General features: G+C 56.4%; 20 protein-coding genes and 1 tRNA gene. 12 read left to right on the top strand and 9 right to left on the bottom strand.

What is annotated here, in order from left to right; all coding sequences use genetic code 11:
- The first annotated feature begins 7 nt into the window (after window positions 1-7).
- The 4 genes from ACOZ42_RS02340 to ACOZ42_RS02325 all read left to right on the top strand — a co-directional run bounded on the left by ACOZ42_RS02340 (window position 8) and on the right by ACOZ42_RS02325 (window position 4,977).
- On the top strand, window positions 8-1,336 hold the full coding sequence (locus ACOZ42_RS02340; protein WP_240208947.1) for an MFS transporter: 1,329 nt from the start codon (window positions 8-10) through the stop codon (window positions 1,334-1,336).
- Entirely contained in the window at window positions 1,333-1,941 is a 609-nt protein-coding gene (locus ACOZ42_RS02335; protein WP_426345514.1) for a 2-hydroxychromene-2-carboxylate isomerase, read from the top strand. The genes ACOZ42_RS02340 and ACOZ42_RS02335 overlap by 4 nt, the downstream gene beginning before the upstream one ends.
- Window positions 1,942-2,579: 638 nt before the next feature.
- Window positions 2,580-3,509: a helix-turn-helix domain-containing protein gene (locus ACOZ42_RS02330; protein WP_426345513.1), complete on the top strand. Its 930-nt coding sequence runs from the start codon at window positions 2,580-2,582 to the stop codon at window positions 3,507-3,509.
- 334 nt (window positions 3,510-3,843) lie between these two features.
- Window positions 3,844-4,977 carry a calcium:proton antiporter gene (locus tag ACOZ42_RS02325; protein WP_426345512.1) on the top strand — a complete coding sequence of 378 codons (1,134 nt, stop codon included), beginning with the start codon at window positions 3,844-3,846 and terminating at the stop codon, window positions 4,975-4,977.
- A 56-nt stretch (window positions 4,978-5,033) separates the two neighbouring features.
- Here ACOZ42_RS02325 and ACOZ42_RS02320 read toward each other — a convergent pair whose 3' ends face one another.
- Window positions 5,034-6,071, bottom strand: a complete 1,038-nt coding sequence (locus ACOZ42_RS02320; protein ID WP_426345511.1) for a DUF72 domain-containing protein — start codon at window positions 6,069-6,071, stop codon at window positions 5,034-5,036.
- 473 nt (window positions 6,072-6,544) lie between these two features.
- A tRNA-Gly gene (locus ACOZ42_RS02315) sits at window positions 6,545-6,618 on the bottom strand.
- A gap of 202 nt (window positions 6,619-6,820) precedes the next feature.
- On the opposite strand from ACOZ42_RS02315, the gene trmB reads away from it, so the two are divergent.
- From trmB to lysM, 4 genes are all read left to right on the top strand, one after another.
- Window positions 6,821-7,588: a tRNA (guanosine(46)-N7)-methyltransferase TrmB gene (gene trmB / locus ACOZ42_RS02310; protein ID WP_426345510.1), complete on the top strand. Its 768-nt coding sequence runs from the start codon at window positions 6,821-6,823 to the stop codon at window positions 7,586-7,588.
- Window positions 7,585-8,532: a prolyl aminopeptidase gene (gene pip / locus ACOZ42_RS02305; RefSeq protein WP_240208944.1), complete on the top strand. Its 948-nt coding sequence runs from the start codon at window positions 7,585-7,587 to the stop codon at window positions 8,530-8,532. Before trmB ends, pip begins: the two co-directional genes overlap by 4 nt.
- Window positions 8,533-8,574: 42 nt before the next feature.
- Complete coding sequence (gene thiS, locus ACOZ42_RS02300; protein ID WP_059318612.1) at window positions 8,575-8,775, top strand: sulfur carrier protein ThiS; 201 nt, start codon at window positions 8,575-8,577, stop codon at window positions 8,773-8,775.
- Between the two features lie 129 nt (window positions 8,776-8,904).
- Window positions 8,905-9,348, top strand: coding sequence for a peptidoglycan-binding protein LysM (lysM, locus tag ACOZ42_RS02295; RefSeq protein WP_003803953.1), 444 nt, complete (start codon window positions 8,905-8,907; stop codon window positions 9,346-9,348).
- Between the two features lie 154 nt (window positions 9,349-9,502).
- Here the strand turns inward: lysM and ffh are convergent, their stop codons facing one another.
- On the bottom strand, window positions 9,503-10,927 hold the full coding sequence (gene ffh, locus ACOZ42_RS02290) for a signal recognition particle protein (protein ID WP_003803954.1): 1,425 nt from the start codon (window positions 10,925-10,927) through the stop codon (window positions 9,503-9,505).
- Between the two features lie 103 nt (window positions 10,928-11,030).
- Here ffh and ACOZ42_RS02285 point away from each other — a divergent pair, with 103 nt between their 5' ends.
- The 3 genes from ACOZ42_RS02285 to ampD are packed head-to-tail and all read left to right on the top strand — an operon-like array spanning window position 11,031 to window position 12,766.
- On the top strand, window positions 11,031-11,882 hold the full coding sequence (locus ACOZ42_RS02285) for a cytochrome C assembly family protein (RefSeq protein ID WP_003803955.1): 852 nt from the start codon (window positions 11,031-11,033) through the stop codon (window positions 11,880-11,882).
- Window positions 11,875-12,126 carry a PP0621 family protein gene (locus ACOZ42_RS02280; protein ID WP_426345509.1) on the top strand — a complete coding sequence of 84 codons (252 nt, stop codon included), beginning with the start codon at window positions 11,875-11,877 and terminating at the stop codon, window positions 12,124-12,126. Before ACOZ42_RS02285 ends, ACOZ42_RS02280 begins: the two co-directional genes overlap by 8 nt.
- 4 nt (window positions 12,127-12,130) lie before the next feature.
- Window positions 12,131-12,766, top strand: coding sequence for a 1,6-anhydro-N-acetylmuramyl-L-alanine amidase AmpD (gene ampD, locus ACOZ42_RS02275; protein ID WP_131071263.1), 636 nt, complete (start codon window positions 12,131-12,133; stop codon window positions 12,764-12,766).
- Here ampD and ACOZ42_RS02270 read toward each other — a convergent pair.
- From ACOZ42_RS02270 to ACOZ42_RS02250, 5 genes are all read right to left on the bottom strand, one after another.
- Entirely contained in the window at window positions 12,754-13,866 is a 1,113-nt protein-coding gene (locus ACOZ42_RS02270) for an alpha-hydroxy acid oxidase (protein ID WP_426345508.1), read from the bottom strand. The two genes, ampD and ACOZ42_RS02270, sit on opposite strands and share 13 nt — an antisense overlap.
- Window positions 13,867-13,887: 21 nt before the next feature.
- The gene (locus ACOZ42_RS02265) at window positions 13,888-14,568 is read right to left on the bottom strand and encodes a Fe2+-dependent dioxygenase (RefSeq protein WP_003803959.1); all 681 of its coding nucleotides are present in this window, start codon (window positions 14,566-14,568) and stop codon (window positions 13,888-13,890) included.
- 99 nt (window positions 14,569-14,667) lie between these two features.
- A complete protein-coding gene (locus ACOZ42_RS02260; RefSeq protein ID WP_003803960.1) occupies window positions 14,668-16,863 on the bottom strand; it encodes a TonB-dependent receptor in 2,196 nt (731 codons plus the stop codon).
- Window positions 16,864-17,275: 412 nt separating this feature from the next.
- Window positions 17,276-19,180, bottom strand: a complete 1,905-nt coding sequence (gene htpG, locus ACOZ42_RS02255) for a molecular chaperone HtpG (protein ID WP_003803961.1) — start codon at window positions 19,178-19,180, stop codon at window positions 17,276-17,278.
- 93 nt (window positions 19,181-19,273) lie between these two features.
- Window positions 19,274-20,158 carry an EamA family transporter gene (locus ACOZ42_RS02250; protein WP_426345507.1) on the bottom strand — a complete coding sequence of 295 codons (885 nt, stop codon included), beginning with the start codon at window positions 20,156-20,158 and terminating at the stop codon, window positions 19,274-19,276.
- Window positions 20,159-20,324: 166 nt separating this feature from the next.
- Here ACOZ42_RS02250 and ACOZ42_RS02245 point away from each other — a divergent pair, with 166 nt between their 5' ends.
- On the top strand, window positions 20,325-20,636 hold the full coding sequence (locus tag ACOZ42_RS02245) for a monooxygenase (protein ID WP_131071260.1): 312 nt from the start codon (window positions 20,325-20,327) through the stop codon (window positions 20,634-20,636).
- A gap of 64 nt (window positions 20,637-20,700) precedes the next feature.
- On the opposite strand, the gene ACOZ42_RS02240 is transcribed toward ACOZ42_RS02245, so the two are convergent.
- Window positions 20,701-21,243, bottom strand: a complete 543-nt coding sequence (locus ACOZ42_RS02240; RefSeq protein WP_426345506.1) for a carboxymuconolactone decarboxylase family protein — start codon at window positions 21,241-21,243, stop codon at window positions 20,701-20,703.
- Window positions 21,244-21,311 lie beyond the last annotated feature (68 nt).

The following is a 21,311-nucleotide window of genomic DNA, read 5'->3' as shown; positions in this document are numbered from 1 at the left end:
GGTCGCTATGACGATGCCTCACACCGGACAGGCGCGTTCGTCGCGCCAGTACGTCACTGCTGGCTTGGCCAGCATGATGGGAACCACCATAGAGTGGTATGACTTTTTCCTCTACGGCACTGCTGCCGCACTGATCTTCAACAAGATCTTTTTTCCCGCCTTCGACCCGATTACGGGCACTCTGGCGGCCTTTGCCACCTATTCCGTAGGCTTTTTTGCCCGTCCCCTGGGCGGTTTTGTGTTCGGCCATTTCGGGGACAAGCTGGGCCGAAAATCCATGCTGTTAATTACGCTGTTTCTGATGGGTATTCCTACCATCCTGATCGGACTGATTCCCTCCTACGACAGTATTGGCTATTGGGCGGCCGTCCTGCTGGTCCTGATGCGTTTTTTGCAAGGGGTTGCCGTGGGAGGTGAATGGGGTGGCGCTGTCCTGATGGCGGTGGAACACGCCCCGGATGGTAAAAAAGGTTTTTTTGGCAGTCTGCCCCAGACCGGGGTCGCGCCGGGCCTTATTTTGTCCTCTTTGGCGATGGGAGCCGTTGCCAGCCTGCCCGAAGAAGACATGTTGAGCTGGGGCTGGCGCCTGCCCTTTCTGGCCAGTGTCGCGCTGCTGTTGGTAGGCTGGTGGATTCGAGCCAAAGTGGCCGAATCTCCAGACTTTGAGCAGATGAGCAAAAAGGGCAAGCAGGTCGCTATTCCCGCCCTGGAAGTGCTGCGTCACTACCCCCGTGAAGTTCTGCTGGTGGTCGGCGGCCGCCTGGCTGAAGTCACCTGGTTTTACACGGTGGTGACCTTCGCCCTGGCTTATGCCACCACCACCCTCGGGGTAGAGCGTAGTGTGATGCTCAATGCCACGGTATGGGGCGCCTTTGCCGCGCTGTTCACCATGCCCCTGTTTGGCGTACTGGGCGACCGTCTCGGCTTTAAATGGGTCTTTATGGCGGGTACGCTTTGCATGCTGGCATTCTCCTCGCCTTTCTTCTCCATGCTGGGCAGCCTGGACACCGGCACCATCACCTTGGCGCTGGTCATTGCCATTGGTCTGGTCTATGCAGCACTCTATGGCCCGCAGGGCGGTCTGTTTTCCACGCAGTTCCCCCCCGAGGTACGCTACAGCGGGATCTCAATCGCTGTCCAGGTCTCTGGCGCCATCGGTGGCGGTCTGGCCCCTTTGGTGGCGACTTCCTTACTGGCCTATGGAGACGGACAACCTGACTACATCGTCTGGTATCTGAGTGCGCTGGGCTTGATCGCTTTTGCCAGCAGTTGGTTCATGCACGGACCGGCCCACTTCTCCCTGCCCAATCTTTCCCGTCCCAAGGTGCGCACATGAGCATGGCCGGCATTCACTACTACTTCTGGATGAACTCGGATTGGGCTTACCTGGGAGCCGACCGTCTGGAGGCGATCGTCCGCAAACAGGGTATCCCCATCCATTACAAGCCCGTCGATTTGCCGCAGGTGTATGCCCGTACAGGAGGTGTGCTGCTCGGACAACGCTCCCCCGAACGCCAGGCCTATCGGATCACTGAACTGCAGCGCTGGTGCCGCAAGCTGGGCATCCCCATCAACCCCACGCCCCGCTTCATGTGCCCGGATGCCACGCTGGCCTCGACCGTGGTCATCGCCATCAATCAGGCCAGCTTGCCCGTCCTAGAGCTGTACAAGGCCATACTGCGGGCGCAATGGTGTGAAGAGCGCAATATTGCCGATCCAGCAGAACTGGCTCGAATCATGCAGTCACAGCACCTGGACGCTGACTACTGGTTTGAACAGGCGCCGCACATGCAACAACGCTATCAGGCTTATACCGACGAAGCGATTGCAGCCGGTGTATTCGGCTCGCCCTCCTATGTGTATCAGGGCGAGCTATTTTGGGGGCAAGACAGGCTGGACATGCTGGACGAGGCCATCCACATGCATCCTGCCCCGGCTTAAACCGACGTTCCGACTAGTGTTCAACGGGTTTTACAGCAAGGGCAGAACAAGGCTACCAAGCGTGTTCTGCCCTTAGCGATAGTCGCGTCAGAGACTGGCTGGGCCCCGTCTCCATCCTGCTCAATGTCATTCAAGAGCGGGGACCCCAAAACGGTCTAAAAACCATCCCAACACCGAAGCCCGGCGCTTGAGAAAGCTCAACACTCAGCCCCCCAGGGTTCACGTCGATGCTCGTTCACTGACTGACTGAGTGCCGCGGATGAGTCCTCACAAAAAAACGGGGAGGCTCGGGTGAAACACCTGCGAACGGCTACACGCGCAGACCTGAAAAGCAACGGCAGACCTGCCAAAGCCCCCTCATTCGTTCGGTCTTAAAAGCCGTAGAATCACGCTTGTTCCTGCCAGGAAAATTCACCCATACGTCAACGTAGCATTGCTGAGAATCGACTTCTGGGTTCGGCCTAAAGCCCGGGATTCCGGCTTTCAGCACGCCGCCTGCCAAAAATAAAATGCAATGAGCAATTTTGAAAATTTACTTTTTCCGTTGATACAAAATGTTATGTCTGCCGTACGAATCATATCGATAGATTTTATCTATTCATAGAGTCTGTATTCTGAAGGAATTGGCTACTTGAGCAATGCCAGTAAAGGTAGCCGTCTTCGACAGAAGAAGGGCGCGGGGCTTTATATTGAACAAATACGCCACTATAAAGTGTCAGCCGGATCAAAAAACCAGGATTTTGCTGATCTCCAATAACACTCGACAGCACGAACACCTTCTGCAATCTCTGCTGGCTGGAGCGTTTCGGGTTTCTGTTGCCGCTGATGGAGTGCAAGGCTACACCAAGGCCCAGCTAACGCTACCCGAACTTATCCTGATGGATAAACAAGTAGGCGGGATTGATGCCTTATCGCTGACACACATGCTGCAAGGGCTAAAAGCAACCGCCCACATTCCCATCATCATTCTGGATTCACGCAGCGAAAGCAGCAGTGAAGAATGCGTCAATTTCCTGAAGGCAGGAGCCGTTGATTACATTGGCAATCCCTATGCCGTTGACGAAGTCAAAGAGCGCATCAACGTTCCCTTACGTAATCCCAAACAGGCGCTCTCCCACCTCTCTGCCGGCAAGACTCTGACCCAGCGGCCCAGCACCACTGCTGAAACCAGCATGCTGATCTACGCCATTCAAAAAACAATCGATGCCAATCTGGGTTCACCGCCCAGCCAGAAAGAACTGTGCGATATGTTCAAGATCTCAAGACGAAAAATCATGAATATATTTCAGCGCAATTTCGGCTTGAGCGTCAGCAGCTATATCCGACTGCAGCGTATGTATCGGGCTGAGTATCTGCTACGAACGACCGCCTTGAAAATTGATGTCATCGCAACGGATTTGGGGTTTTCCAGCCCGGCCAATTTCTCGACCGCATTCAAAACCTATGCAGGTGTGGCGCCTGGCAAATTCAGACAGGCCATTGAAAAAAACAAACTCCCCACAGAAAAAACACCTGCTCTTCGATCCCTGGGTTCTCCCTCTTTTTCATCAGAATGGTGCCCACCTTAAATAGGAGGGAATAAAGCGGCACGCAGGTGCGCAAAAGAAGATTCCCGTCCGCGAAAGCACCACTTGGGAAGGCCCCGACTTGCCGTATGGGCACAGGATGATAAAATTGTGGGCTTGAATAGCTCAATTCAAAACAGATCCGGGACGACCTGGATCTGCCTTTTCAATACAGGGACGGCCCTACTCCTTCAAAAGGAGCATCCACGATGGTCCACCCTGCCTCACCCTCACATGCCCTGGCGCATGTTCCTGCTTCCCATTCCTGCCTGTTTTTTGAGCACGACGCATCGCGTCGCCTGGCCATCTTCAGCGTTGCGCGCGGCAAACAACAACCATGAAACACACCGGCTCCTCCCCTCTGCTTGCACCTGTCACCTGGTTACGCCTGTTCGGCTCCTGGTCCATTGTGGGTCTGTTCACGGTTTTTGGCAGTCAATGGCTGGGCGACTCCCTGAACGGCACTACGGCAACCCTCGCCTTTCTGGTTCTGTTCATCACCATTCTGGCCGCCTCCTTTGGCGTCGTTCGTGAGGCAGACCATCTGGCCCATCAACTGGGCGAACCTTACGGCACCCTGATCCTGACTTTATCCATTGTGCTGATCGAGGTCATTCTGATTGCCTCGGTGCTGCTGGGGCCGGGCGACTTTCCCACCATAGGCAGAGATTCGATCTATGCGGTGATGATGATTATTCTGAATCTGATCACTGGGCTGTGCCTGATTGCCGGAGCGGCGCGCAATGGCGATCAGGCGTTCAACCGTCAAGGTACCCGCACCTACCTGTCCATGATCGTCTTGCTGACCAGTATGGCGCTGATACTGCCCAACTACACCCGCACTGCGGGCGAGTTCAGCACGACACAGGCCATCGGCATTTCGATACTGACGGGCCTGATCTATGCCCTGTTCCTGTCTCTGCAAATGGGTAGCCGTCGCCATGACTATATGCAACCCCATGACACTGTGCCAGGCGCCAAGAACGCAGCGCCCACACCGCGTGATCCCCAGGCCACCCGCGCCATGCTGATACGCAGCCTGGTGCTGATCGCCCTGATTTTGCCGATTGTCTTGCTGGCGCATGATTTGGCCATCGTGACCGATTACGGGATTGCCGCCTCCGGCGCGCCCGTCGCCGTCGGGGGGGTGCTGATTGCCATTATCGTGTTCACCCCCGAGTCCATTACCGCCATCAAGGCTGCCATGAACAATGAAATGCAACGCGCCATCAATCTTTGTCTGGGGGCCTTTGTCTCTACCGTTGGGCTGACCGTACCCGTGGTCCTGCTTATCGGCTTGATAAGCGGTAAACAGGTCGTTATGGGTATCAGCAATACCGACATGGTGCTGTTTCTGCTTACCGTCATGCTGAGCATGCTGAGCTTTGGCGGCCCACGTACCTCTCCCATTCACGGCTATATGCACCTGATGGTTTTTGCCGTGTTCGGACTGCTGCTGTTTTATCCCTGATTAGGCACCAAAAGGACCCCTCTTGACGCAGACAAACGGGCCCGCCCGCCTCGCCTTTACTTTTTCTGCGCCGCAATAAGCTGCGCCAGCCGCTGAATGGACAGCGGTGCGCAGCCTTCTGCATCATTGCTGATCGTCACATAAGCAGCTTGGCCCGCCCCCGTGATGCCGCCAATCGTGCGTGCCAGCACGGTACGCGTAGGCAAGTCCTCGCTGACAATGGCATTAAAAGGGGTGTGTTTTTTCTGAGCATCGGCATAACCGTAGGCCCCAAACTCCCGATTCAGATTCCAGCGACACACCAAAGGACCGGGCCATAAGGCGCGCAATATCGGCAACTGCTCCTCGATGGGCGGCATCTTGCCATGCAGGCCCAGACAAAACGTTGCTCTATTGGCCTTGAGCGTATCGACCAGATTTTGACTCAGCAGCTCGGGGTCTCGCACTTCTACGGCAAGCACCACTGAGGAGCCTTGAGGCAAAGCCTCGCGTGCCGCCGCCAGCATGTGCCCCAATTTATGGAACAAGTCGGCGGGCCGATGCAACCAAGCCCAGGACAGTGGGCTTAACTGGAAGACCAGTACCCCCAGGCTGGCCCCCAAGCCCTCCACGGCAGGCTGCACAAACTGCTCCACCGCCAGACGCGGGTTCAAAAAGTCGGGATTGGACTTGCGCACCTTGCCCTGCTCATCGCGCACTTGCGCGTCCGTAATCAGGGATGGACACTTCACCACGAAGCGAAAATCCTTATCGACCTGCGCGGCGTAGGCGCCATACTGCATGACCGTCAAAGGACGCCAGAAAGTCCGATCAATGCACACCGTGCGCATTAAGGGGTGTTGGTGGTAGGCCTCCAGGCCGTGCTTGGACAAGGTACTTGGCTCGTACTCGCCATCCCAGACCAAACCTTGCCAACCGGGGTAAGACCAGGTGGAGACACCGAAACGCAGGGTTTCAGGCAGCTGAGCTGCCAGCTCGCTTAGCTCCAGGGCGGAAGCAGCAAGGCTGACTTTGGTGATTTTGCGTCGCGAGGGGGCGGCGGGCTTTGAGGCGGGTGGCTGAGGAATGGCATCGCCGAAAAGATCTTCTTGCATGCCAAATATAGTGCCATGGGAAGGAGCTGGTCGCCAATGAGCAACGTGATCAGCATCGTTTGATGAGGAATCAGCTGCGCAGCTTGCTTAAGCTCCGCCCATGCTGTGCGCGCCTCAATGCGGGCTTTTAGAACAACACGACTGTCCAGTGCATGCTTGGGCAGCCAAGTAGGTAGCTGGATATAAGGCTGGCTCGGATTCCACACAGCATCAAGCATCATGATGCCAAATCTCGATTTCGTCGACAGGTTGCCACCTTATGTCGTCACCAGTGACACGTCGATAAAAGGTGTACTTATTTTCAATACATAGCGACGTGCATCCAGTTTCGCTGAAAGAATCAGCGGCTACCACAGCCTAAGAAGTAGAAATGCAGTCGTTTTGCAGCCCAACACACCCGAATCCCGAGAGCGGCAAAGCCTGGCTTGGGAAAACGTTGCAGAAAAACGGGGGAGTTGGAAACAAAGCAGAACTGGAGCGGGTGATGGGAATCGAACCCACGACGGATGCTTGGGAAGCATCAGTTTTACCATTAAACTACACCCGCCCTGTTGGAGAGGTCTGCGTCAAACGCAGCCGGTCCCGCGAAAGGGGAAGCGAAAATTATAGCGCGATCTGGTGGCTGTGCGTCACACCCGCCCTATCTTTTTCACCCACCACCACATGAATTTGGCGGCAAGACTCACTACAATAGAGCTTTCCCGCTTTTAGCTGATACGCGAGCCGTTTCCGATGCCCGCGCCACAACCATGACCTCCAGCAACGAAAAACAATCCCTGTTGTCGCCCACTGTCGCCAACAGCAATTCCGGCGAGACCCATATCCGTAGCTTTGTTCATCGGCGCGCGCACATCACGCCCAGCCAGGAGCAAGCCTTGGCGCGCCTCTTGCCGCTGTGGTCGATCAGCTACCGCGACAACATCCTGAAACCGGAAACGGTGTTCGGCAACGACAGGCCCGTGATTCTGGAAATTGGTTTCGGCATGGGTGAAACCACCCAGAAAATTGCCCAGGCCCGACCCGATGACAATTTCCTGGGTGTGGAAGTGTTTAACGCCGGTGTCGGCGCTTTGCTCAAGCGTATTGATGACAATCAGATCAGCAATATCCACATCATTCAGCATGACGCAGTGGAAGTGGTGCGCGACATGATCGCGCCTGCTTCGCTGGCTGGCATTCACATCTACTTCCCCGATCCCTGGCCCAAAAAACGCCACCACAAGCGCCGACTGGTCCAGTCGCCCTTTATTCAGTTGCTCAGCAGCCGCCTCAAGCCCGGTGGCTATATTCACTGCGCAACCGATTGGGAAAATTATGCGGAGCAGATGCTGGAAGTGCTGTCGGCTGAACCCATGCTGACCAACACGCACGAGGGCTACGCACCTCGTCCCGACTTTCGGCCGCTAACCAAATTTGAGAATCGCGGACTGCGTCTGGGCCATGGCGTATGGGATCTGATCTTCACGCGCAATGACACCCCTACCCCTGAACTGAACTGGCCCAAGAAAGAACAATGAGCGCAACCCTGTTCCCGCCGATCGAGCCTTACGCACAAGGCACCTTGCATACCGATGATGGCCACCATATCTACTGGGAATGCTGCGGCAACCCGGCCGGAAAGCCAGCCATCTTCCTGCATGGTGGACCGGGATCAGGATGCTCTACCGATCATCGCCGCCTGTTCGACCCGCAAAAATACAATGTGCTGTTGTTCGATCAGCGCGGTTGCGGGCGCTCATACCCCCATGCCAGCCTGGAGAACAACACCACCTGGCATCTGGTTGAGGACATGGAGCGCTTGCGCAGGGAAAAGCTCAAAGCGGACAAGATGCTGGTCTTTGGCGGGTCCTGGGGTTCGACTCTGGCGCTGGCCTATGCCCAGAATCACCCCGAGCACGTCAGCGAACTGATCGTGCGGGGCATCTTCATGGCGCGCCCGCAAGAGCTGCACTGGTTTTATCAGGACGGTGCCTCGCGCCTGTTCCCCGATATGTGGGAACAGTACCTGGCCCCCATTCCCGAGAACGAGCGCCATGATTTGATCACGGCCTACCACAAGCGTCTGACAGGTGACGACCCTGCTGTACAGCTGCGGGCCGCGCATGCCTGGTCACAGTGGGAAAGCAACACCATTACACTGTTGCCCAGCCAGAATCACCTGGACGCCAAATCCAGTGATAAGGCGGCCTTGGCTTTTGCTCGTATTGAAAACCACTATTTCATGAATCAGGGCTTTCTGGAGCCGGATCAACTGCTCAAAAATGCCCACCGCCTGCACGGCATTCCCGGGGTAATCGTCCAGGGGCGCTATGATGTGTGCACTCCGGCGCATACAGCCTGGCAACTGCATCGCGCCTGGCCTCAAGCAGAATTCCATATGGTGGCCGACGCGGGTCACGCTTATGACGAACCGGGTATTTTGGCCCGTTTGTTGGCTGCCACCCGGAAATTTGCCATCTGAATCACGCGTCCGACCCTTGTCGGACCCTATCCAGAGACAAGAATGAACATTACCTTGAATGGCCAGAGCAAGACTTTGGCAAACTCCGATACGGTTGGCTCACTGATCCGCGAGCTAGGCTACGAGAACAAGCGCATTGCTGTAGAGCTTAACGGCGATATCGTGCCCAAAAGCCAGCATGCCAATACCCCTATCAAGGACGGCGACACGATTGAAATCGTGGTTGCGGTCGGAGGCGGCTGACGCCCCTTCCTAAAATGCACAATTGCTGACATTCCGGTACCGCTTCACCGTTAGAAATGCGGTCATAATGGGTGGATTGGCCTGCCAGGGAGCAGGCTGCCATAGAACCCTAACTTCAGGAGTAAAGCGATGGGCGTATTCAGTTTTCTTAAAGATGTCGGCGAAAAACTCTTTGGCGCCAATGAGGCCAAAGCAGCCACCGCGGACGAACTGCAGAAAGAACTGGCCAAACACCAGCTGTCCGCTGACGGTCTGAATCTGACGGTAGAGGGCGATAAGGTCACGGTCAGCGGTCAGGTTGCCTCCACCGAACAGGCGGAAAAAATCGTACTGGCACTGGGTAATACCTTGGGTGTGGCACAAGTCGATAACCAGCTGACGGTGGCACAGCCGTCCATCGAGGCCACCATGTACACCGTCCAAAAAGGCGATACCTTGTGGAAAATTGCCGAAGTCCATTACGGCACAACCCATGGGGCCAAGTACACGGTCATTTTTGAGGCCAACAAACCCATGCTCAGCCATCCTGACAAGATCTATCCCGGTCAGGTACTGCGTATTCCTGCCCTGTAAAACGGGCTTGTACCGGTCTTTGTCCATCGGTGACAGGCCTGGATTTGCGCTCAAGCCAAAACAAAACGCCCGATGCAGTGCATCGGGCGTTTTTTATTGACTCAAGCCTCCAGGAGAAGCGGATCACGCCACTGCCGCCGACTTTAACGGCTGCCTAGCGAAAACCCTTGAAACCTTTACCGGCCAGACCTTTCAAGGCTCCCATGCCGCCCAGGCCCCGCATCATTTTGGCCATGCCGCCCTTTTTCATCTGTTTCATCATGCCCTGCATCTGCTCGAACTGATTAAGCAGACGGTTGACCTCTTGCACCGACACGCCCGAACCAGCCGCAATGCGACGCTTGCGCGACGCCTTCAGCAACTCAGGCTTGGCACGCTCGGCAGGAGTCATGGAATTCAAGATGCCTTCAGTACGGCGCAATTGCTGCTCAGCCTGACCGCCTTGCAGCTGGGACGCCGCCTGAGAAAACTGGGCAGGCAGTTTTTCCAGCAAAGAGCCCATATCGCCCAGCTTTTTGACTTGCTGTAACTGATCGCGAAAGTCGTTCAGGTCAAACTTGTCGCCGGCCTTGATCTTGTCGGTAATCTTTTGCGCGTCGGCAATGTCGATGTTGCGCTGAGCCTGCTCGACCAGAGAGACAATATCGCCCATCCCCAACACCCGCTGAGCCATGCGCTCGGGGTGGAAAGGCTCCAGACCGTCCAGTTTTTCCGATACACCCACGAACTTCAACGGTTTGCCGGTGACGTGGCGTACCGACAAGGCTGCACCACCTCGGGCATCACCGTCGAGCTTGGTCAAGACCACACCGGTCAGGGGCAGAGCGTCGGCGAAAGCCTTGGCAACATTGACCGCGTCCTGGCCCTGCATGGCATCGACCACAAACAAGGTTTCGATCGGGTTCAGCAAATCGTACAGCGCGCGTATCTCGCGCATCATCTCTTCATCAATGCCCAGACGACCGGCCGTGTCGACAATCAACACATCGAAGTGATGACGTTTGGCATGATCCAAGGCATGACGGGCAATGTCTGCAGGCTTTTGGCTGGGATCGGAAGGCAGAAACTCCACACCGACCTGCGCGGCAACGGTTTTCAACTGCTCGATAGCGGCAGGACGGTAGACGTCGGCACTGACCACCAGCACTTTTTTCTTGCCTGTCTTGCGGCCATGCTGGATATGGCCGCCTTCGCTAAGCCATTTGGCCAGCTTACCAGTGGTCGTGGTCTTACCGGCCCCTTGCAAACCCGCCATCAGAATCACAGCGGGAGGCTGGGCAGCCAAGGACAGCTCGCTGGCGTTGTCGCCCAGGTCTGCCCCCATCAAGTTGGTCAGCTCCTGATGAACAACCCCTACCAGCGCCTGCCCCGGATTGAGGCTGTCGGCAACTTCAACACCAAGTGCCTTTTCCTTGACCCGCGCCACAAAATCGCGCACGACCGGCAAGGCCACGTCCGCCTCCAGCAGCGCCAGACGCACTTCCCTCAACATATCCTGAGTATTGGATTCGGTCAGACGAGCCTGGCCGCGCATGGTTTTCACCACACGTGACATACGCTGGGTCAGATTTTCAAACATAGGACTGGGTTCGCTTAAACTAGGTTATCGTGTGGTCTACGAATAAGAATAAAATGGCCACTTGAGGTACGCCCCGTACCGTTTTTCAGGAAAACCGGGACTTATGTCTGCAAGTATTGTATTTCACTTGCTCGCCGCACTGGCGTACATCGTGCTGTCGATCTCGCTCTGGCGTCCATTGACTCGCGGCAGCACCCGAACCGTACTGAACGCCCCCAGCCGGGTAGCCTTGCTATGCGCCATCATTGTGCATGGAGCGGGCCTGTTGCTGACGATTGTGCAGCCCCAGGGGCTGCATCTGAGCTGGGCATTGGCCCTATCGGCGGCAATCTGGCTGGGTATGGTGGTGTTCTGGTTCCAAAGCCTGTATCTGCGTCTGGACAGCCTGCTGCTCATTCTACTGCCTGCAGCCACAATCGTCAGCCTGCTGGCCATGGCTTTTCCCCAGGGCCATATCGTCAACCATGTGGGCAATGAATGGTTGCGCATCCACCTGATGATCGCCCTGGTCGCTTATGGTCTCAGCACAGTGGCTGCCTTGCATGCCGTCCTGATGACCGCGCTGGACCGTCAACTGCACCGCCCCGTGGCTCATCAGGAGCAACGCGGCCTGTTCAGCCGGGTGCTGGACACCATGCCGCCCCTGCTGGTCCAGGAAGAGCTGCTGTTTCGTCTGATCCGCGTCTCTTTCCTTATTCTGACCCTCACGATTTTGAGCGGAGCCGCTGTCTCCATGGCCATAGATGGTAAATTTCTGCCAGCGGACCATAAAACTGTCTTTACCTTGCTGTCCTGGGTTACATTTGGTGGCTTATTATGGGGTCGAAAACAGTATGGATGGCGCGGTCGGGTAGCCTTGCGCTGGACCTTGGCCGGCTTTGCCTTCCTGCTGCTCGCCTATACAGGCAGCCACTTTGTACTGGACGTCATCTTGCAACGAGGGAAAATTGGGTAAAGTCTTATTCTGGGTTGTGGTCATTCTGGGGGCCATGATCATTGCCCGCATCGTGTCACAAAACAAGGCCCGCAAGCGCATTCCACCCAACCCGACCACGCGCCCCCCACGCAAGAAAGGCGGTGCCGAAGAGATGGTTCGTTGTGCGCACTGTGGCATTTACCTGCCGCGCTCTGAAGCCCTGATGAGCAATCATCACACCTGGTGCAGCCTGGAACACGCCAAGCGCGGCCCGCGCAATTGAAGCTATGGCTCGCATGCACCACGCCTACGACCTGGATCGCCAGGGCTGGCTCAAACCTCATGCCAATGTCCTGCGGGCCCTGTCTCCCAATCAGGATGAGCGCCCCGAGGGCGACACCCCGACCTTGCTGGTGCTGCACAACATCAGCCTGCCCCCCGGGGAGTTTGGCGGACCCTATATTCGGGATTTCTTCCAGAACCAGCTGGATATCAGTGCTCATCCCTGGTTCGAGAATATCCGGGACCTGAAAGTATCAGCGCACTTTCTGATTCAGCGCACGGGCCATATCATCCAGTTTGTGCCCACTACCCGCCGTGCCTGGCATGCGGGTGTGTCACGCTTTGAAGACCGTGAGCGCTGCAATGACTTCTCTATTGGCATCGAGCTGGAAGGCAGCGATTTCGAGCCTTTTACAGAAGCGCAGTACCGGGAACTGTCCCGTCTGAGCCGCGCCCTGCGTATGCGTCATAACTTGACCGCAGTACGTGGACACGAGCATATCGCCCCGGGGCGCAAGACCGATCCGGGGCCATGCTTTGATTGGGAAAGGGTGAAGCGGGAACATGGCTGGCCCAAAGAAAGCCTGCCGGAGCAAGAGCTGGAACCCAAGCCGCAACCAGTGCCCGCTCAGGATCGATAAAGCAGTTCAGGGCCAATATCAGCCAAGGTGTTGCAACCCGTCAGAGCCATTGCCACTTCCAGTTCCGCCCGCAAAATATGCAGGACGTGCGCCACGCCGGCCGCTCCTGCGGCGGCTAGACCATAAATATAAGGACGGCCAATCATCACGGCTGTTGCACCCAGCGCCAATGCCTTGAGCACATCGGTTCCGCGTCGAATACCGCCATCCATCAAGACCGGCACCCTGCCCTGCACGACCTGACAAACCTGTGCCAAGACGTCCACAGAGGCGGGAGCACCATCCAACGTTCGCCCTCCGTGATTGGACACCACAATTCCGGCGACCCCCCTATCCAGGGCTCGCTGAGCGTCTCGGGGTCGCATCACACCCTTCACCCATACCGGTAAAGGACTGTTCTGCACCAACCAGGCCAGATCCTCCCAGGTCGGCGCCGTATCCAACAAACCACTAGCAAACAAAGGACTGGTTCCTGCTGCACCCAAAACCACCTGTTGCTTGGGCACCCCCCGCAGATTCACGGCGTCCACCCCCTCAGGCAAGCTAAAGCCGGCACGTTGCTCCTGATTACGCACACCATTGACCGCAGCATCTACCGTCAACATCAGCGCGGCATAACCGGCCGCTTCGAGCCGCCTCAATAAATCCACAGTAAAGGCGCGATCCGTTTGCCAGTACCACTGGGCCCACAAAGGGGCGTGCGCCCGTGCGGCGATCTCTTCAAAGGAATGACTGGCCTGCATGCTGATTACGCTAGTCGCCCCCATCGCACCCGCGCCCAACACACTGGCCAATTCACCGTCAGGGTGAGCCAGGCGCTGATAAGCCACGGGAGCCAGAAGAATCGGGTAATCCATGGACTGCCCGTGCAGCGTCAAGCGGGTCGAGGGCTGATCAAATTCGCTGAGAGCAGCAGGCCATAGGCCCCAACGCCCGAAGCTGGCCAGATTGTCTTGCAAGGTAAGCTCATCGGCTGCCCCCGTGCTGAAGTAAGCCCAGTCCTGCGCACGCATACGCTGACGGGCATAGGATTCGTAATCCCTCAGGCAGCTAATCTGGGCCGGGATGTGAGTGAGTGGGGGCAGTCGTTCGTGGGACATGGTCAATCAAGCTCCAGGCGATCAGACATCGCTCCATTCACGCAGCAAATTGTGGTAAATCCCCGTCAGGCGTGACAGCTCCTGGGCATCCGCATTCTGCCTGGCCAGTTGCTGAATGCTCTGATCAAGCTCCCACAGCAATTTGCGTTGATGCGCGTGGCGCACCATGCTTTGCGTCCAGAAAAAGGAGGCATAGCGCGTTCCTTTCGTTACCGGCTCTACGCGATGCAAGCTGGTACCGGGATACACCACCATATGTCCTGCAGGCAGCTTGATGGATTGAGTGCCGTACACATCCTCGATGATCAGCTCGCCCCCCTCGTACTCGTCGGGATCACTGAAAAACAAGGTTGTGGACACATCGGTACGCAGGCGCTGGGGCGTGCCAGGAACGGTAAAAATCGCGTTATCAATGTGGTTGCCATATTCCCCGCCACCCTCGTAACGATTAAAGCGTGGCGGCAGCATGCGCAGTGGCAAGGCAGCGGCAATAAAGCCGCTGTGCTGCCCCAGTACGTGCATCAGAAACTCGCCCATCTGACGGGCAAGAGGCGCATCCAGAGGCAACTGCAAATTGCGCTTGCTGTGCTGGGCCAGATAGCCTGCCGTCGTGCGTCCGTCCTCCCACTGCGCCTGCTCCAGGGCCTGGCGACAATCGCGCAATTGCTCGGCATCGAGAACGTCGGGAATAGTAATCAGCATGAGAGACCTGCGAGAACAAAGACACACATCGGAACGCGGAAAAAGCAGATGAGCCGCCCCCGCGGGCGGCCCATCTGCCATCAGCCTACCCGAGGCAATTTACTCGAAACGGTAAGACGCATTGAACATGTAAGAGCGGCCGGGGCCCACGTTGGCAAAAATCCCCACGTGGGAAGCATCATACATGCGTACATTGCTGATGTTGTTGACGTTGAACTGGAAGGACACGTTCTTGTTCAGCTCGTAGCGCGCCATCGCATCGTAACGCCAGTACGACGGCAGCTTCAGCTGATTGGCATCATCCACAAACCGCTTGCCCACAAAGGTGGCGCCTGCACCCAAGGTCAGCTCGGGCATCACTTTGTAAGTCGTCCAGATATTGAAGCTTTGTTTGGCGATGAATTTCATCTGATTGCCGTCAAAGACGTTGCTGCCATTGCGGTACTTCTTGATCTTGGGGTCCAGGTAGGTATAGCCTGCCCACAGATTCCAGTTCGGCGTGATCGCGCCAGCCGCACCCAGCTCCAGGCCCCGCACACGATTGCTGCCGCTTAACGACACATCACCGGTCAGCGGGTCGGTAGAACGGGCATCTTTCTTGTCGGTCTGGAATACGGCGGCGGTCAGCGACAGTTTTTCGTCGGCCACATCCCACTTGGTACCCAGCTCCCAGCTGTAACTGCGCTCGGGCTTCAGATCACGGATGGCCGCGCCGCCTGCCGGGCCATCTGCTCCCCCAGCCTGCCCCAGATTTTCGCCTGTCGGGTTGGAGGACGTACCGTAACTCAAGTAGATGGAACCGTTCTGAGCGGGCTTATAGACTACGCCCAGCTGATAGTTCCACATATCGTCGGTGCGGGAGTCCTTGGTATTGTCGGCCTCAAAGCGATCAAAGCGCAGGCCGCCATTCACCATCCATTGCTCGTTCAATGTCAAAGTGTCAAAGAGATACGCGGAACGGGTATTGATGTCGCCTGTCTTGGTCTTGGGACCGTACTGCAAGGAATAGTTGTACTGACGATTGGGGTCGGGGTTGTAGAACGAGTCCGTGTCACGGCCTGGCCCGCCCGTCATGGCTTTGTTGTGAATTTCCTCTTTGCTGATCTCCACACCCGCCACAATATCGTGCTTGATCGAACCGGTATTGAAGCTGCCATACACATCAGTCTGGTTCAGCAAGGACTCAGCCACCCGGTAATTCGTCCGGTCATCGCGACGAAACTGCAGACCAGGTCCCTCCGACGCGCAAGCACCACCCGCCCCTGCCACGCAATTGTCAAAGGACGGACGGGTCATCAGGTAATGGTTCAGCGTCTTGCTGTAACGGGTAACGTTACGCACCGTGAAACGATCATTGAGATCATGCTCAATATTGGCTGAGGCGGTATCGGCAATGTATTTGCGGAAATCTACATTGTGACGACCGTAGAAATTGTCACGATCCGCTTCCAAAGGCGTGACACGGCCCGGGTTGGCGGCATTCTTGAAGGGGAAACCCAGATCGGGCATATCCTTGTTTTCAAGCCGGGAGTAGGACAACGTAACACGCGTGGGCGTGCCCAAACCAAAGGCAATCGAAGGAGCGATTCCCCACCGGTCGATTTTTACCCCATCGCGACCCGGGACATCGCCGCCCATACGCATCAGGTTCAAGCGAATTGCCCCCGTATCCGAAAACGCATAGTTGCCGTCGGCAGTCAGACGATACTGGTCCGACGTGCCATAACCCGCTTCCACCTGGAAAAAGTCCTTGAGCTTGGGCGACTTGGTCACCAGGTTCAAGCTGCCGCCCGTGCCGCCACGGCCGGTATAGGCCGAGCTGGGGCCTTTCAGAACCTCAACCGATTCCAGATTGAAGGTCTCATGCGAGCCACGAGAGTAATCGCGCACACCATCGATAAAAATATCGGTACTGGCTTCATAACCACGGATAAAAGGACGGTCCCCCACGGGCGTGCCGCCTTCACCCGATCCCAGCGTAATGCCAGGGGTCGTGCGCAGCACATCTTGCAGCGAGGTCGCGCCACGGTCCCGGATCACCTCCTCTGGAATCACGGTGATGGAACGCGGTGTGTTCAACAAGCTCTCAGAGAATTTGACCGACTGCGCTTTGTGGGCCTGAAAGCCATCTATGCCATTGGCGTCTGCCGAACCCTGCACTTTAATCGACTGCAACTCGGTCACACCCGGATCAGCGGTTTGCGCCATCGCAGGCGCGGTCAGGGCAGCAAACAAGGCAGCAGACAAAACCGTCTCGGCAAAGCGGCGAGGCGGTACGGAAGAAACAAACAACATACCAGCTCCAAATGGTAGGTATCACTTTTTCAAGACAGGACTAAGGGAGCCAGGCCAATCGCTTGCGTCGGCGGCTTCTCACTGCTTGATAAGTTCTTTTAATAAAGGAAACGTAATATTAATCATTCTTATTACTAAGTCCATCCAAAACAGGCCTTTTCCTTAAATTCTGCTGAAAAAAAGCAGGATCAGTACCAGAGTGTGGCGTACCCGCATCGTACTGAGATCAATTCTCATTAAGATAGACAAAAAGTGAAAAATCGCTTAATACCTATCGCTTCCTGATGAGGATTCTGGGCTTTTGCGCCGCGTTAGCCGACTGACAAACACAAAAAAGCCCTGATCCTCGTACAGAGGATCAGGGCTTTTCCAAGAAGTCCCGGACTGCGCTTTACGCACAGTCCATACAAGGTTAGAGATTCAACAACAAACGATTCACCCGTTTTACGAAACTGGCGGGATCTTGCAATGCGGCACCTTCAGCCAGCATGGCTTGTTCCAGCAGCAGTTGCGCCCACTCCCCAAAGGCTTCATCGTCAGCGGCTTGCACCTTGGCAATCAAAGCATGCTCTGGATTGATTTCCAGAATCGGCTTGACCTCCGGCGCTTCCTGCCCCGCCGCCTGCAACATGCGCAGCAGGTGCGGACTCAGTTCGTTGGCGTCCACCACCACGCAGGCCGGGGAGTCGACCAGACGGGCCGTAATACGCACCTCTTTGACCTTGTCGCCCAACGTGGTTTTCAGACGCTCCACCAAAGGCTTGAAGGTCTCGGCGACTTCAGCCTGATGTTTCTTTTCCTCTTCGTCAGCCAGCGAGTCCAGGTCCAGCCCCCCTTTGGCCACGGAAACCAGTTGCTTGCCTTCAAATTCGCGCAGATAAGACAACATCCACTCGTCCACGCGATCAGACATCAGCAGCACCTCGATCCCTTTCTTGCGGAACACTTCCAGATGCGGGCTATTGGAGGCGGCGGCGAAGGTATCTGCCGTCACATAGTAAATCTTGTCCTGGCCTTCCTTCATGCGACCGATATAGTCGTTCAAGGACACCGTCTGGGCCGAGCCCTCCTGATGCGTGGACGCAAAGCGCAGCAAGGCCGCAATCCGGGCCTGGTTGCCCATATCTTCGCCCGTGCCCTCTTTGAGCACCTGACCGAACTGATTCCAGAACTCAGCATATTGCTCGGGCTGGTTCTCCGCCAGATCTTCCAGCAAGGACAGGATGCGCTTGGCGCTGCCTTCGCGGATGGCGCGTACGTCGCGGCTTTCCTGCAAAATTTCGCGCGAGACGTTCAAGGGCAGATCCGCCGAGTCGATCACGCCACGCACAAACCGCAGATAGGCCGGCAACAACTGCTCAGCGTCGTCCATGATGAACACGCGTTTGACGTACAGCTTCACGCCGCGGCGAGCGTCACGATCCCACAGATCAAAAGGAGCCTGCTTGGGCACATACAACAGTTGGGTGTATTCGCTGCGACCTTCCACCCGGTTGTGTGTCCAGGCCAAGGGGTTCTCGTAATCGTGAGCGATGTGTTTGTAGAATTCCTGGTACTGCTCGTCGCTAATTTCCGACTTGGAGCGCGTCCACAAGGCACTGGCCTGGTTCACGCTTTCCCATTCATCTTGTTTGACCTGCTGCTGCTTGTCTTCGTCCCAGTCCTCTTTGCGCATTTGTACCGGCAAAGAAATGTGATCCGAGTAGCGGCGCAGCACATTGCGCAAACGCCAGCCATCCAGGAACTCATCCTCGCCTTCGCGCAGATGCAAGGTGATGCTGGTGCCGCGCTCGGCTTTCTCGGCAGACGCGATGGTAAATTCGCCCTCGCCGGTGGACTCCCACAAGACGGCTTCCTGGTCCTCGCCGGCACGACGTGTCAGTACCGACACTTTATCGGCGACGATAAACGAGGAATAAAAGCCCACCCCGAACTGACCAATCAGTTGGGTGTCTTTTTGCTTGTCGCCTGTCAGCTGAGAGAAGAACTCCTTGGTGCCGGACCGGGCGATCGTGCCCAGGTTGGCAATGGCTTCATCACGCGACATGCCAATGCCATTGTCGGAAATAGTGATCGTGCGTGCTTCCTTGTCAAAGTCCACACGAATGCGCAGTTCCGGGTCGCCCTCAAGCAAGGCAGGATTGTCGATGGCCTCAAAGCGCAGTTTGTCACAGGCATCCGACGCATTGGATACCAGCTCACGCAGGAAAATCTCCTTGTTGCTGTACAAGGAGTGAATCATCAAATGCAGTAATTGTTTGACTTCAGCCTGAAAACCCAAGGTTTCGGACGTATTCGCAGTGTCAGTCTGGCTCATGGTGAAAAAGCAAAAAATGGGTTGATGGCCACGCGCAGGTGCGCGCCCTATTGCAGACAGATAGGGTCGGCCCCGCATATTTCAAGAGAGCAATCAGGCAGACGGTCCGGCAGTCAGGGGGATCACCCCGGCGATCATGACGGCACAGCCCAGCAAACTCCAGGCATTGGCTTTCTCGCGCAGGACCACCATGCCCAGCAGCGTGCCCGCCATCATGGACATTTCCCGAGCTGGTGCCACCATGGACAGGGGGGCTCCCAGGCGCAGCGCCTGCAAAACCAGTATGTAAGACAGGGGCGAGAGCAGGCCCACGGCTGCCGCCAGCTTCCAATAAGGCTTCAGTTTGATAAAGCCTTCCCGTCCACGCTTGGCAATGAAGGGGGCCAGCATGCCCAGACGTAGCACATTGCTGAACCAGTCCAACAAGAACGGCGAGATCAGTAATACTTTGACGCCGTAGGCATCCACCACGGTATAGGCCGCAATTAAAATCCCCGTCTGCATGCCCCAGCGCACGCCGGTTAGCGCAGCGGGGTTGAAGAAACGCCGCAAATGACCTTGCGTGGCAATCAGCAAGATTCCCATCACCACCAGCAAGATACCAAGCACCCCCACAGGCCGTACCGGCTCACCGAGCAGAATGAAGGCGCCCACGGAAGAGAGCATGGGACCGGTGCCGCGTGCAATCGGATAGACCACCGACAAGTCCGCCACCTGGTAGCCTTTTTGCAGACTCAGGCTATAGCCCATATGCAGCAACGCGCTTAACACCAGACAAGTCACGGTCTCGGTGGTCCAAGGCATATTGCCTTCGGTAAACACCACCCACAACATGATGGGAAAATAAAACAGGATGGCAAAAAAGGAGTACGCAAATACAAAATGGGCTCCTGCCATCGCCGCTCGTTTGGAGAGCAGATTCCAGCCCGCATGAATGAACGCAGCACACACCACCAACAACACAGCGGTCCAGGACATGAGGGCTTCCACCGGCAAATCGCAAAACAAAAACTATACGCCCCCTTCAGGGGCGAGGCCAGCCAATCACGCCGCTTTCAACGTCCCATGACAAATAAGAGACAATACGGGAGCATTTCATCATCAGGGTATGATGATCGTCACGTATTTTGATTTGGAGCCGACCATGAGCACCTTGCTGTATGTTGATTTTCCCTACTCCGGCCCCTGGGGCGAGGACATGGCCATCGCCATGAAAGAACTGGCGCAATCCATTTCGCAGGAACCGGGATTGATCTGGAAACTCTGGACGGAAAATCAGGAGCAGTCCAAGGCTGGCGGGGTGTATTTGTTCAGTGACAAGGCAAGCGCACAGGCCTATCTGGACATGCACAGCAAGCGGCTCAACAGCGTTGGTATCACCGGCATCGACGCCCGCTTTTTTGATGTAAATCCGGCACTGAGCGAAATTAACGCCGGCCCGTTGTCCGGCAACTAGCGCCGGCCGTACCGACGCAGTAAAACCCGCCTGCCTCTCCAGCAAGCGGGTCATCAAACCTTGTTTAAGCCGTCAGCTCAACCGCTTTGAAATCGACCGGAACATCCAGCGCATTGTTGATGTAATTGGTGAACAGATTCAAGGCCGTGACACCGACCAGCTCCACCACCTCACCCTCGGAAAAACCTGCGTCGCGCACGGCTTGCACATCCGCCGCCGACACTTGACCCCGCTGATCGACCAGCTTGAGCACAAACTTCAGGGCGGCCGCCGTGCGTGGATCATCAGACTGACCACGTTGGGCCTGGGCCAGAGTCTCGGGGCTCAAACCAGCATTGGCACCGAGCACATTGTGGGCAGCCAAGCAATACTCGCAACGATTGCGGTCAGCAATAGCCACTGCCAGTTGCTCGCCCAGTTTTGCACCCAGCTTGCCACCCGCAAAAGCACCGAAAGACCCCCACATGCTGCGCAAAGCGGCGGGCGAGTTGGACACCATTCGGAACATGGCAGGCACATTGCCGCCAAAAGCCTTTTGAATTTCCTGCAAAGCAGGTTGGCTGGCGGCGGGAGCTTGAGCAACATCAGGCAACGTAAGACGGGACATGGTGATCTCCTGGTGAAGTAGGCCCTGAGGGCCAAAATGAATCTGACAGGGATAGTGTCTCGCCAGAA

Source organism: Alcaligenes sp. HNGD-HTN06 (genome assembly GCF_049932565.1).
Classification (GTDB): Bacteria; Pseudomonadota; Gammaproteobacteria; order Burkholderiales; family Burkholderiaceae_B; genus Alcaligenes; species Alcaligenes ammonioxydans.
Note: the sequence above shows the minus strand (reverse complement) of the source record. Positions and strands in the feature narration are given on the sequence as shown.

Coding starts and splice junctions, on each gene's coding strand:
- ACOZ42_RS02340 (WP_240208947.1), top strand. CDS start 8: ATGACGATGCCTCACACCGGACAGGCGCGTTCGTCGCGCCAGTACGTC.
- ACOZ42_RS02335 (WP_426345514.1), top strand. CDS start 1,333: ATGAGCATGGCCGGCATTCACTACTACTTCTGGATGAACTCGGATTGG.
- ACOZ42_RS02330 (WP_426345513.1), top strand. CDS start 2,580: ATGCCAGTAAAGGTAGCCGTCTTCGACAGAAGAAGGGCGCGGGGCTTT.
- ACOZ42_RS02325 (WP_426345512.1), top strand. CDS start 3,844: ATGAAACACACCGGCTCCTCCCCTCTGCTTGCACCTGTCACCTGGTTA.
- ACOZ42_RS02320 (WP_426345511.1), bottom strand. CDS start 6,071: ATGCAAGAAGATCTTTTCGGCGATGCCATTCCTCAGCCACCCGCCTCA.
- trmB (WP_426345510.1), top strand. CDS start 6,821: ATGACCTCCAGCAACGAAAAACAATCCCTGTTGTCGCCCACTGTCGCC.
- pip (WP_240208944.1), top strand. CDS start 7,585: ATGAGCGCAACCCTGTTCCCGCCGATCGAGCCTTACGCACAAGGCACC.
- thiS (WP_059318612.1), top strand. CDS start 8,575: ATGAACATTACCTTGAATGGCCAGAGCAAGACTTTGGCAAACTCCGAT.
- lysM (WP_003803953.1), top strand. CDS start 8,905: ATGGGCGTATTCAGTTTTCTTAAAGATGTCGGCGAAAAACTCTTTGGC.
- ffh (WP_003803954.1), bottom strand. CDS start 10,927: ATGTTTGAAAATCTGACCCAGCGTATGTCACGTGTGGTGAAAACCATG.
- ACOZ42_RS02285 (WP_003803955.1), top strand. CDS start 11,031: ATGTCTGCAAGTATTGTATTTCACTTGCTCGCCGCACTGGCGTACATC.
- ampD (WP_131071263.1), top strand. CDS start 12,131: ATGGCTCGCATGCACCACGCCTACGACCTGGATCGCCAGGGCTGGCTC.
- ACOZ42_RS02270 (WP_426345508.1), bottom strand. CDS start 13,866: ATGTCCCACGAACGACTGCCCCCACTCACTCACATCCCGGCCCAGATT.
- ACOZ42_RS02265 (WP_003803959.1), bottom strand. CDS start 14,568: ATGCTGATTACTATTCCCGACGTTCTCGATGCCGAGCAATTGCGCGAT.
- ACOZ42_RS02260 (WP_003803960.1), bottom strand. CDS start 16,863: ATGTTGTTTGTTTCTTCCGTACCGCCTCGCCGCTTTGCCGAGACGGTT.
- htpG (WP_003803961.1), bottom strand. CDS start 19,180: ATGAGCCAGACTGACACTGCGAATACGTCCGAAACCTTGGGTTTTCAG.
- ACOZ42_RS02250 (WP_426345507.1), bottom strand. CDS start 20,158: ATGTCCTGGACCGCTGTGTTGTTGGTGGTGTGTGCTGCGTTCATTCAT.
- ACOZ42_RS02245 (WP_131071260.1), top strand. CDS start 20,325: ATGAGCACCTTGCTGTATGTTGATTTTCCCTACTCCGGCCCCTGGGGC.
- ACOZ42_RS02240 (WP_426345506.1), bottom strand. CDS start 21,243: ATGTCCCGTCTTACGTTGCCTGATGTTGCTCAAGCTCCCGCCGCCAGC.